The following is a 10754-nucleotide window of genomic DNA, read 5'->3' on the forward strand; positions in this document are numbered from 1 at the left end:
GACGCCATCCCGCCGGGCCCGGCCGAGGTGGTCGACCTCCCCCTCGGCGACGGCGCCCGCTCGCCCGCCGGGTCCGTCCCGCCGGCCGGAACCGTCCCGCCGGCCGGGGCCGTCCCGCCGACCGGCGCCGGCGTCCCGCCGGCCGAGCCGCACCTGCAACCCGTCCCCGACGGCCGGCCGCCGATCACGGTCTCGACCAACGGGTCGACGAGCGGGCCGACGGCCGTCTCGGCGGACCGGCCGACCGCGGTCGCGACGGACGGGCCGGGCGGGGGACCGCCCGCGGGCGCGGGGACCCGGCCGGACGCCGAGCCGGACGACGAGCCGGACGACGGGGAGCGCGTCGACCCGGTCCAGGCCTATCGGGACCGGGCCTCCTACACCCCGGAGCGTTACCTGGTGGTCCGGCCGCTGTCCGAGGAGCACGGCGTGATCAACGCCGAGGTCACCGAGCGCATCGCGTCGGTGCTGCGGGAACGGTCCCCGGCGCGGATCGAGCCCGAGAAGGTCGCCTGATCCGATCGGCGCCGGGTGGCCCCGCTCAGATCAGCGTGTCGGCCAGCGGCACGTCCGGGTCGGCCAGCTTGGCCGGATCCGCCGCCCGCCCCTCGAGACCGGCCTTGACCAGCTGCTGGATGTCCTCGTTGACGTCCCAGATGTTGGCGTTCATCCCGGCCAGCACCGCCCCGTCCCGCAGCCAGAAGGCCAGGAACTCCGGGGCCTGCGGGTTCGCCGCCGGGTCCCCACGGAACACCACCCGGTCGTACTCGCCCGGAGCCACCCAGCCCGAGTACTCCATGCCCAGGTCGTACTGGTCGGAGAAGAAATAGGGCAGCGGCGCGTACTCCTCGGTGCCGCCCAGCATCGCGCGAGCCGCCGCCGGGCCGCCATTGAGAGCGTTGGCCCAGTGCTCGACGCGCAGGTGCCGGCCGAGCAGCGGGTTGTAGGAGGACGCGACGTCCCCGCAGGCGAAGACGGCCGGGTCGGAGGTCCGCAACAGCGCGTCGGTGACGATGCCGTTGTCGACGGTCAGGCCCGCCTCCTCGGCCAGCTCGGTGACCGGCCGGATGCCCACGCCGACCACCGCGATCGCCGCGTCCAGTTCGGTGCCGTCGTCCAGCACCACCCCCCGCAGGCGGCCGTCCGCGCCGCGGAACTCGCGCACTCCGGCGCCGAACCGGAACTCGACCCCGTGCGCGGCGTGCAGGTCGCGGTAGACGGTCGCGACCTCGTCGCCCAGGACGCGCTGCAGCGGCAGCGCGGCGGTCTCCACGACGGTCACCGGGCACCCGTGGCCGCGGGCGGCGGCCGCCGCCTCCAGCCCGATCCAACCGGCGCCGACCACGACGACCGGGCCGCCCGCCCGGAAGGCCGCGAGCAGCGCGTCCGACTGGTCCAGGGTGCGCAGGTGATGGATGCCGGTCAGGTCGGCGCCGGGCACGTCCAGGGTGCGGACCGCCGATCCGGTGGCCAGCAGCAGGCGGTCGTAGCCGATCGTGTCGGCCGGGTGCAGCGCCACCGTGCGCGCGGCCGGGTCCAGCCCGACCGCCGCCGTGCCCGGGCGCCAGTCGATGTCGTGCTCGGCCCACCAGCCGGCCTCGTGCAGGTAGGCCGACGACCGCTCGTCCGACCCGACCAGGTAGCCCTTGGACAGCGGCGGGCGCTCGTACGGCGGCTCGGTCTCGGCCCCGATCAGGACGACCCGGCCGGTGAAGCCCTCCTCGCGCAGCGTCTGGGCGGCCTTGCCGCCGGCCAGGGACGCGCCCACGATCACGAACGTCTGGTCAGTCATGCCGCCTACAGTGCCCCGCCGCCCCGGCACCGACAACAGAAAGTGCCGGCGCTCGCGGGGGCCGCGCTGTCGGAGGGCTCGGCTACGGTGGCCGGGTCCGATTCGCCCAGTCCTGCCGAGAGGTCTGCCCGGTGCCCGACCGCCCTGCCGTGCCCGCCGCCCCACCCGCAGCGCAGTGGTCGACGGCCGACACCGAACCGGTCGTCTGCTGCGTGTGCGGGGTGCCGGGCGAGCTGCGGCACGAGGTGCCGCCGTTCGGCGTCGTGCGGTGCCCGGTGTGCGCGCTGGTCTTCGTCTCGCCCCGGCTGACCGCCGACGCCCTGCAGCGTCTCTACGACGAGCCGGCCTACTTCGACGGCGGGGTCTACGGGGACCGCTCGGCCCGGTCCCCGGCCATGCTCCTGCAGCGCGCCTGGACCAGGGGCCGGCTGGCCGGCCTGACCGCGCGACGCCGGCCGCCGGCCCGCCTGCTCGAGGTCGGCAGCGGGTACGGGCTGTTCCTGGCTGCGGCGCGGGACGCCGGGTACGCGGTGCGCGGCGTCGAGCTGTCCCGCACCGGGGTCCGGGTCGCCCGGGACGAGCTCGGCCTGGACGTCGTGGCCGGCCAGCTGGCCGACGCCCCGCGGGAGCCCGCCGACGTCGTCTGCTTCTGGGACACCCTGGAGCACGTGCCGGACCCGCTGGCCTTCCTCGCCGAGGTCCGGTCGCGGCTGGCCCCGGGCGGGGTGTTCGCGCTGTCGGTGCCGTACGTCTCGTCGGTGCCGGCCCGGGTGCTCGGCGCCCGGTGGTGGACGCTCAAGCCCGAGCAGCACATCTGGCACTTCACCCCGCGCACGCTTGGCCTGGTCGCCGCCCGGGCCGGTCTGGTCGTCACCGACGTGGTCCGCTCGCCGGTGGCCGGGGCGAACCTGGGCCGCCTGGATTCCCTGGTGGCGTTCGGGCGGGCGCTGCCGGACCGGGTGGTGCCGGATCGAGCGCTGCCGGACCGGGTGGTGCCGGACCGGGTGGTGCCGGATCGGGCGGAGCGGACCGACGGGGGTGCCGCCGGTGTCTGAGCCGCCCCCACCCGCGGTGGTTTTCGACGACCTCGTCGGCCAGCAGGCGGCGGTGGACGAACTGTCCCTGGCCGTCGCCGGTTCGCACGGCGATCCGGGCGTGCCCGGCGCGGCGATGACCCACGCCTGGCTGTTCACCGGGCCGGCCGGATCCGGGCGGTCGGTGGCGGCCCGCGCGTTCGCCGCCGCCCTGCAGTGCCCGCTGCGCGGGTGCGGCCACTGCAGCCATTGCCGCACGGTGCTGGCCCACACCCACGCCGACGTCCGCGCGGTGGTGCCGGAGGGGCTGACCATCTCGGTCAAGGAGATGCGCGCGGTCGTCCAGCTGGCCGCTCGCGGTCCGGCCACCGGCCGGTACCAGATCGTGCTGATCGAGGACGCCGACCGGCTCACCGAGGGCGCGTCGAACGCCCTGCTCAAGGCGGTCGAGGAGCCGGCCCCGCATACGGTGTTCCTGCTGTGCGCGCCGTCCACCCACCCCGACGACGTCTCGGTGACGATCCGCTCCCGGTGCCGGGTGGTCGGCCTGCGGACGCCCTCCACCGCGGCCATCGCCGACGTGCTGACCCGGCGGGACGGCATCGATCCGCCGACCGCGCAGTGGGCCGCCTCGGTCTCGGCCGGGCACGTCGGCCGCGCCCGGCGGCTGGCCCGGGACGAGGAGGCGCGCGAGCAACGCCGGCGGATCCTCGCCGTGCCCGCCGCCCTGCGCACCCTGGGCGACGTGTTCACCCAGGCGGCCGAGCTGCTGGGGCACGCCAAGGGCGAGGCGACGTCGGTCTCGGAGAGTCGGGACGCCGCCGAGCTGGCCGAGCTGCGCACCGCCCTGGGGGCCGGCGGGACCGGCAAGGGCGCCGTCGGGGCCGCCCGTGGCTCGGCCGGGGTGGTCAAGGAGATGGAACGCCGGCAGAAGTCCAGGGCCACCCGCACCGAGCGGGACGTGCTCGACCGCGCCCTGGTCGATCTGTCCGGGTTCTACCGCGACGTGCTCGCCCGCAGCCTGGGATCGGACGCCGTCCTGCTCAATCCCGACATCCCCGACCAGATCGACGCGGCCGCGGCCCGGCTGGGGTCCACCGGGGCGCTGGCCGCGGTCGACGCCGTGCTGGCCTGCCGGGAGGCGATCGAGCTCAACGTCAAGCCCCAGATCGCGATCGAGGCCATGATGATGGCCCTCTACGCCGGCCCCCGGTCGCCGGCCGGCGTCGGCTGACGGTCGCGCCCTGGGCCGGTCGCGCCCTGGGCCGGTCCCGCCCCTGCGCCGGTGGCGCCCCCTGCACCGGGTCGCGCCCTGGCACCGGGTCGCGCCGTTGCACCGGTCGCGCCCGGGGACCGGCCGCGCCGGGAGTCGGCCGCGGGAGCCCGCCGACCGCCCCCCGGGGCCGGCCGACGCACAATGGGTCATGGTCCGATCCCGACCCCGGGGCGTCACGCCCATCGAGCCGGCCCCCGGCCAGGAATCCGCCTGGGACTACCCCCGGCCACCCGCGCTGGTGCCGTCGACCCGCCACGTGGTGGTGACGGTCGGCGGGCCGGCGGACGAGCGGGCGGCCGTGGTGGTCGACACCACCGGCGCCTACCGGGTGCTGGAGACGAGCCACCCGCCCAGCTGGTACCTGCCGCGTGCCGACGTCCGGCCGGACACGCTGGTGCCCTCGCGTCATCGCTCGACGATCTGCGAGTGGAAGGGCGCCGCGACCTACTGGGACGTGGTCGGTCCGGGCGGTGTCCTGATCGAGGCCGCGGCGTGGAGCTACGAACGGCCGACGGCCCGGTTCGAGCCGATCCGCGGCTACGTCTCGTTCATGCCGTCGATGGTGACCTGCACGGTCGACGGGCAGCGGGTCCGGCCGCAGGCGGGCGGCTTCTACGGCGGGTGGATCACCGACGACGTGGTCGGCCCGTTCAAGGGCGAGCCCGGTACCTGGGGCTGGTGATCAGCGGGCGACCACGCCCACCGGCGGGACCGGCGCCGTCGACCGGCGGTGGACCACCGCGGCCACCACCAGCCCGAGCCCGAGCAGGCTCAGGGCGAGGAACTTGGCCGTCAGGATGCGTCGCGTCGTCCCGCTCATCGTGCGCACTTTACCCAGAGCGCCCGCCGCCGGCCGGGTCCGGGGACGGCGGGGGAGGGCCGGGGGCGGGTCGGCGGGCGGCTCGCCCCGTACCGCGTACCGTGGCTGGACATGGGCATGTTGTGCGCCGTGACCTTCACCGCGAACGGGCAGCTGCATTACGCGGACCCGGGGGACCTGCGGCCGCAGGTCGGGGACATGGTGATGCTGCCGACCGAGCAGGGCGCGGTCGCCGCGCGGGTGGTGTGGGCCGCGGAGTACTCCAGCGAGGACACCGAGGGCTTCCCGGTGCTGGTGGGCATGGCCACCGAGGCCGATCTGGCGGCCACCGACCAGCTGCGCCGGGCCAAGGCCCGGACCCTGGTCGCCAGCCGCCGGCTGATCCGCGAGCACGGGCTGCCGATGAAGGTGCTGGCCGTCGATCCGCAGGGGACGGTGGGCAAGACCGTCATCTACTACTCGTCGCCCGAGACCGTCGACTTCCGCTCGTTGCTGCGCGATCTGTCGGCCACTCTGGGCACCCGGATCGAGTTGCGCCAGCTGGCCGCCCGCGATGCCGTTCGGGTCACCGGCGCCATCGGATCCTGTGGCCGGGACACCTGCTGCTCGACCTTCCTGCGCGACTTCGAACCGATCACCCTGGCGATGGCCCGCGACCAGGACCTGCCGGCGAACCCGATGCGGATCTCTGGGGCCTGTGGCCGGCTGATGTGCTGCCTGAAGTACGAGCATCCGCTCTACCAGGACTTCAAGGCGACGGCCCCGGCGATCGGCGAGGAGGTCGACAGCCCGGCCGGGCCGGGCCGGGTGGTGGGCCACTCCGTCCCGGGCGACTCGGTCGTCATCAAGCTGGCCGCCGACGGCTCCCGCCAGGTCTGCCCGAAGGCTTCGGTGTGCGGGTCGCGCAAGGCCTACGAATCCCGCGACCAGACCCCCGGCTGAACCCCGGCTGAACCCCGGCCGGTCCCGCACCGCCGGCCCGGGATGGGCTCGTCCGGGTCAGGTCGTCACCACCGACCCGTCGACGACCGTGACCGCGACGGGGGTCAGCGCGGCTCGGGCCGGCCCGCGCAGCACCGTTCCGGTGGTGGCGTCGAAGGCGCTGCCGTGGCACGGGCAGTCGATCTCCCCGCCGTCGACCCGCGAGACCAGGCAGTGCTGGTGGGTGCACACCGCCGAGAAGGCGCGGACGGCGTCGCCCGGCCCCCGGGTCACCACGACCTGCTGGTCGGGGTAGACGGTGCCGCCGCCGGGCGGGACGTCGGCCAGTGCGCCCAGCGTCGTCCCGGCCGGCGGGAGCGAGCCGGGACCGGGGTCCGGGTCGCCGCCTCCCGACCGTAGGAACCAGGTGGTGCCCGCCGCCGCGGCCGCGACGACCACGCCGGTACCGACGATCAGCCCGCGCCGTGAGTGACCCGGGCCCGGGCCGCTCGGCGCGCCGGGCCCGGTGGCGGGCCGGGTCGGGCCGGCCGCCGGCGGGGCGAAATCGCCCGAGCCTGCCGGGGCGGTGGGTGCGCCCGGTCCGGTGGGCCGGGCCGGCCCCGCGGGGTCGGGACCGGGGGACCGGTTGTCGGATTCGAAGGTGGACACCACTGCTCCCGGCGGCTCGAGACGAACGGATCGACCCCAGTGTGCGGGTCGGCTGCGGCCACCCGGGGTCGCCCGGGCCGGGTGGCCTTGGTCACAGGCCTTGGCGATGCCGCCCGATTCTTCGCCCCGCGAATATCCTTGACCAGCCGTGATCGATGGCGCGCCGGTCGCGCGACCACCCGGTTCACGCCCGCCCGACCCGGACCCCGGCATGCTGGGGTCGGCGGATGAACGCCGTCGCGGGTCCGCGCGTCTGCATCCCGGCGTCCTGGACGTCCCGGCGCCCGCCCTGAACTCCCCGGAGGACCGCATGACCACCACCCGTACCGCCGCCCTCCGGCGGATCGCGACGATCGTGGCCCTCGGTGGTCTGGTGGTCGCCCTGACGGCGTGCTCGGGCAGCACCGGTGGCGGCACCCTGACCCAGGCGGCGGGCCAATCAGCCTCGAGCGCCGGTCGGTCGGCCGGGTCCGACGCCGCCGGCGGCTCGACCGCCGCCGGCGCGACGACGAGCAGCGCGGCGCCCAAGCCGGTCGCCGTGGTGACGGCCTCGCCCGCGTTCGGCACCGACGACCTCGCCCCCACCGCGCCGGTGTCGGTCTCGGTCGCGTCCGGCACGATCAGCGACCTGACGATGACCAATCCGGACGGCAAGCAGGTCTCGGGCGCCCTGTCCGCCGATCACACCAGCTGGACCCTGGGCGAGCCGCTCGGCTACGGCAAGCAGTACGACGTCACCGGGACCGCCGTCGGCACCGACGGCCGGTCGGTCCCGATCACCGGCTCCTTCACCACCGTCACCCCGGTCGACCAGATCACCACCTCGATCTCCCCGGGCGACGGTGCGGTCGTCGGCGTGGCCGCCCCGGTCATCGTCCACCTCGGCTACGAGCCGGCGGACAAGGCGCTCATCGAGCAGCACGTCAAGATCACCACGGAACCGGCGGTCGAGGGCGCCTGGGCCTGGATCAGGCACGACGGTGACAAGTGGCCGTCGCTGGACTGGCGGCCCAAGGACTACTGGCCGGCGAACACGAAGGTGCACGTCGAGTCGGACATCTACGGCCTGCCGTTCGGCGACGGCTACTTCGGCGGCGACAACGTCACCAGCGACTTCACCATCGGTCGGAACCAGGTCGTGCTGGCCGACGCGAACAGCCACCAGATCGTCGTCCAGCAGGACGGTCAGACGGTGGCCACCTACGACGCCTCCTACGGCAGCGGCGACCTGATCGGCGACCCGAACCGGGTCACCCGCTCCGGCATCCACGTCGTCACCGACATGCAGGAGACGACCAAGATGAGCAACCCGGCGTACGGCTACACCAACGTGACCGAGCACTGGGCCGTGCGGATCAGCGACAACGGCGAGTTCATCCACCAGAACCAGGGCACGGTGGACGACCAGGGCGTGGTCAACGTCAGCCACGGCTGCATCAACCTGTCGGCGGCCAACGCGGAGGCGTACTTCAAGACCGCGATGATCGGGGATCCCGTCGAGGTCACCGGCACCAGCGTGCAGCTCTCGCCGGCCGACGGCGACATCTACGACTGGACCTACAGCTGGGACCAGTGGAAGGCGCTGTCCGCGGCGTGACCGGGCCCGGCCGGGTCGGAATGGCCCGCCGGAGCGGCTAGACTCTCCCACGCCGCCGCTGTAGCTCAGTCGGCAGAGCGTCTCACTCGTAATGAGAAGGTCTGGGGTTCGATTCCCCACAGCGGCTCGTCAGGGCGCTCCGCACCGTCAGGTGCGGGGCGCCCTTCGTCGTCGGTGCCCGCACCGCCGGGCGCGACCGAACCGGCCCGGTGCCCTCAGCAGGGCGGGGCGGGCGGGTACTCCGAGGTGATGCCGCGGTCGGCCATCGCCGCCAGGATCGTCGCGCAGATGTCCCGGAAGTTCTCCAGTTGCTGCGGGGTCAGCGGATCGAACATCGTCGACCGCACCACCTCGGCGTGCCCCGGGGCGAGCTCGAGCAGCCGTTGGTAGCCGGACTCGGTGAGCTCGGCGACCTGGCCACGCCGGTCCCCGGGGGCCGGGATCCGCCGCACCCAGCCGGACGCCTCGAGCCGGGCGACGGCGTGCGAGACCCGGGACTGGGACGAGCGCACGGCCTCGGCCAGCTGGTTCATCCGCAGCGAGCGGGTCGGCGATTCGGACAGCATGGCCAGGATGAGGTAGTAGGCGTGCGGCATCCCGCCCGTCTGCTGCAGGTCCCGCTCGATGGTGTCGTTGAGCTGCCCGGACATCCGCAGGAACGCGCGCCAGACCAGCTGCTGCTCCTCGGTGAGCCACGGATCGTCGCGCATCCCCCGATTATGGGCCAGCGGTTGCGGCAACCCCGGAGCGACACAAGTACTTGAACGCTCAATTAAATTCGGATAGACTGTGGACATCGAGCCGTTCCCACTCCCCCGAATCGAGACGTCCATGACCGCCCCCGCCGATCGCATGCCGGTGCTCTACCTGTCCCACGGTGCGCCCCCGCTGGCCGACGATCCGGTCTGGACCGGCGAGCTGGCGGCCTGGAGCCGCGATCTGCCGCGGCCGTCGTCGATCCTGGTCGTCTCCGCGCACTGGGAGTCCGCCCCGCTGGCGGTCGGCGCCACCCGGACGGTGCCGCTGACCTACGACTTCTGGGGTTTCCCCGAGCACTACTACCAGGTGACCTACCCGGCTCCCGGTGCCCCGGAGCTGGCCCGGGACGTCGCCGCGCTGCTCGACCGCCCGGGGCAGCCGGTCCACCAGGACGCGGACCGCGGCCTGGACCACGGGGCCTACGTGCCGCTGGTGGAGATGTTCCCGGCCGCCGACATCCCCGTGCTGCAGGTGTCGATGCCGACCCTCGACCCGCGGGGGCTGTTCGAGGTCGGCCGCCGGCTCGCGCCGCTGCGCGACCAGGGCGTGCTGATCATGGGCTCCGGGTTCACCACGCACAACCTGTCCCTGGCCACCTTCGGCGACACCAGCAACGCCGGCCCGGCCTGGGGCCAGGAGTTCGACCACTGGGCCAAGGAGGCCGTCGAGTCCGGTGACATCGACGCGATCCTGGACTTCGAACACCGGGCCCCGGCCGCCCGGATCGCCCACCCGCGGACCGAGCACTGGGCGCCGCTGTACGTCTCGCTCGGCGCGACCGCCGACGACTGGCAGCACAGCGAGACCACCGTCGACGGTTTCTGGTACGGACTGTCCAAGCGGTCGTTCCAGCTCAACTGACCCGTCGGCGGCCGCGGTCACGGCACTGGGCACACTGATCCCGTGACTGCCGTCCTGACCCCGGCCGAGCTCGCCGCGCTGCACCGGGCGGCCGTGGTGGCCGGGCGCGGAGCCGCGACCGCGCTGCCGAATCCGGTCGTGGGCTGCGTGCTGCTCGCCCCCGGCGGGTGGACGGTGGGCGAGGGGTTCCACGAGCGCCCCGGCGGCCCGCACGCCGAGGTCGTCGCCCTGCGCGCGGCCGGACCGCTCGCCCGCGGCGCGACCGCGGTCGTGACCCTCGAACCCTGCAACCACACCGGACGGACCGGGCCCTGCGCGGAGGCGCTGCTGGCCGCCGGGGTGGCCCGGGTCCTGGTCGCGGTCCGCGATCCGTGGCCGCCGGCCGCCGGTGGCCTGGCGCGGTTGCGGGCCGCCGGGGTGGACGTGGTCGACCTGCCCGCCCTGGCCGCCACGGGACCGGCCGCGGATCCGGCGATCCCGGCCGCGGTCGCCGCCGCCGAGGACGTCAACCGGGTCTGGCTCGGCGCGATGCGGCTGGGCCGGCCCTTCGTCACCTGGAAGGTCGGGATGACCCTCGACGGTCGGGTGGCCGCGCCGGACGCCACCAGCCGCTGGATCACCTCACCGCCGTCCCGGGCCGACGTGCACGCCCTGCGGGCCCGGATCGACACGATCCTGGTCGGCGTCGGCACCGTGCTGGCCGACGATCCGCAGCTGACCGTCCGGGACGCCGACGGGCGGCCGGTGGGGCGGCAGCCCCTGCGGGTGGTGCTCGATTCGGCGGGCCGCACGCCGGCCGCCGCCCGGGTGCGGGACGAGGCCGCGCCGACCTGGATCGCCACCGCGGAGTCGCCCGGCGCCGGGGCGGACGGCCGGGTCGATCCCGCCGCCGTGCTCGCCGAACTGTGGCGCCGCGGGCGCCGGCACGTCCTGCTGGAGGGCGGCCCCCGGGTGGCCGCGGCTTTCCTCGACGCCGGCCTTGTCGACGAGGTCGTCGCCCTGCGCGCGGCCGGACCGCTCGCCCG

General features: G+C 75.0%; 11 protein-coding genes, 1 tRNA gene and 1 pseudogene. 9 read left to right on the forward strand and 4 right to left on the reverse strand.

Translation table 11 applies throughout. The annotated features are described in order from the left end of the window. Positions 1 to 516: pseudogene (locus ACOJUF_RS19380) on the forward strand (hypothetical protein); the annotation flags it as partial. A 25-nt stretch (positions 517 to 541) separates the two neighbouring features. Here the strand turns inward: ACOJUF_RS19380 and ACOJUF_RS19385 are convergent. Continuing rightward, a complete protein-coding gene (locus ACOJUF_RS19385) occupies positions 542 to 1792 on the reverse strand; it encodes an NAD(P)/FAD-dependent oxidoreductase (RefSeq protein WP_420123459.1) in 1251 nt (416 codons plus the stop codon). A 131-nt stretch (positions 1793 to 1923) separates the two neighbouring features. On the opposite strand from ACOJUF_RS19385, the gene ACOJUF_RS19390 reads away from it, so the two are divergent. The 3 genes from ACOJUF_RS19390 to ACOJUF_RS19400 all read left to right on the forward strand — a co-directional run bounded on the left by ACOJUF_RS19390 (position 1924) and on the right by ACOJUF_RS19400 (position 4784). Then, positions 1924 to 2847 (forward strand): class I SAM-dependent methyltransferase, encoded by a 924-nt coding sequence (locus ACOJUF_RS19390; RefSeq protein ID WP_420123460.1) that lies wholly within the window; start codon positions 1924 to 1926, stop codon positions 2845 to 2847. Next, positions 2840 to 4060, forward strand: coding sequence for a DNA polymerase III subunit delta' (locus tag ACOJUF_RS19395; RefSeq protein WP_420123461.1), 1221 nt, complete (start codon positions 2840 to 2842; stop codon positions 4058 to 4060). Before ACOJUF_RS19390 ends, ACOJUF_RS19395 begins: the two co-directional genes overlap by 8 nt. A 190-nt stretch (positions 4061 to 4250) precedes the next feature. Continuing rightward, positions 4251 to 4784, forward strand: a complete 534-nt coding sequence (locus ACOJUF_RS19400; protein WP_420123462.1) for a DUF427 domain-containing protein — start codon at positions 4251 to 4253, stop codon at positions 4782 to 4784. Here the strand turns inward: ACOJUF_RS19400 and ACOJUF_RS19405 are convergent, their stop codons facing one another. Continuing rightward, positions 4785 to 4922 (reverse strand): hypothetical protein, encoded by a 138-nt coding sequence (locus ACOJUF_RS19405; RefSeq protein ID WP_420123463.1) that lies wholly within the window; start codon positions 4920 to 4922, stop codon positions 4785 to 4787. Between the two features lie 111 nt (positions 4923 to 5033). Between ACOJUF_RS19405 and ACOJUF_RS19410 the strand changes: the two genes are divergently transcribed. Next, a complete protein-coding gene (locus ACOJUF_RS19410; protein ID WP_420123464.1) occupies positions 5034 to 5864 on the forward strand; it encodes a PSP1 domain-containing protein in 831 nt (276 codons plus the stop codon). A 57-nt stretch (positions 5865 to 5921) separates the two neighbouring features. Here the strand turns inward: ACOJUF_RS19410 and ACOJUF_RS19415 are convergent, their stop codons facing one another. Further along, positions 5922 to 6512: a Rieske (2Fe-2S) protein gene (locus ACOJUF_RS19415; protein WP_420123465.1), complete on the reverse strand. Its 591-nt coding sequence runs from the start codon at positions 6510 to 6512 to the stop codon at positions 5922 to 5924. Between the two features lie 310 nt (positions 6513 to 6822). Between ACOJUF_RS19415 and ACOJUF_RS19420 the strand changes: the two genes are divergently transcribed. Both ACOJUF_RS19420 and ACOJUF_RS19425 read left to right on the forward strand, forming a co-directional pair. Continuing rightward, positions 6823 to 8109, forward strand: a complete 1287-nt coding sequence (locus ACOJUF_RS19420) for a L,D-transpeptidase (RefSeq protein ID WP_420123466.1) — start codon at positions 6823 to 6825, stop codon at positions 8107 to 8109. Between the two features lie 54 nt (positions 8110 to 8163). After that, positions 8164 to 8236: transfer RNA gene (locus ACOJUF_RS19425), tRNA-Thr, on the forward strand. Between the two features lie 88 nt (positions 8237 to 8324). Here ACOJUF_RS19425 and ACOJUF_RS19430 read toward each other — a convergent pair. Continuing rightward, on the reverse strand, positions 8325 to 8819 hold the full coding sequence (locus ACOJUF_RS19430; protein WP_420123467.1) for a MarR family winged helix-turn-helix transcriptional regulator: 495 nt from the start codon (positions 8817 to 8819) through the stop codon (positions 8325 to 8327). A gap of 121 nt (positions 8820 to 8940) precedes the next feature. Between ACOJUF_RS19430 and ACOJUF_RS19435 the strand changes: the two genes are divergently transcribed. Continuing rightward, positions 8941 to 9729: a dioxygenase gene (locus ACOJUF_RS19435; protein WP_420123468.1), complete on the forward strand. Its 789-nt coding sequence runs from the start codon at positions 8941 to 8943 to the stop codon at positions 9727 to 9729. A 42-nt stretch (positions 9730 to 9771) separates the two neighbouring features. Next, on the forward strand, positions 9772 to 10754 hold a 983-nt coding region (ribD, locus tag ACOJUF_RS19440), incomplete at its 3' end, for a bifunctional diaminohydroxyphosphoribosylaminopyrimidine deaminase/5-amino-6-(5-phosphoribosylamino)uracil reductase RibD (RefSeq protein WP_420123469.1).

This window comes from Nakamurella sp., assembly GCF_048594475.1.
In the GTDB taxonomy this organism is placed as follows: domain Bacteria; phylum Actinomycetota; class Actinomycetes; order Mycobacteriales; family Nakamurellaceae; genus Nakamurella.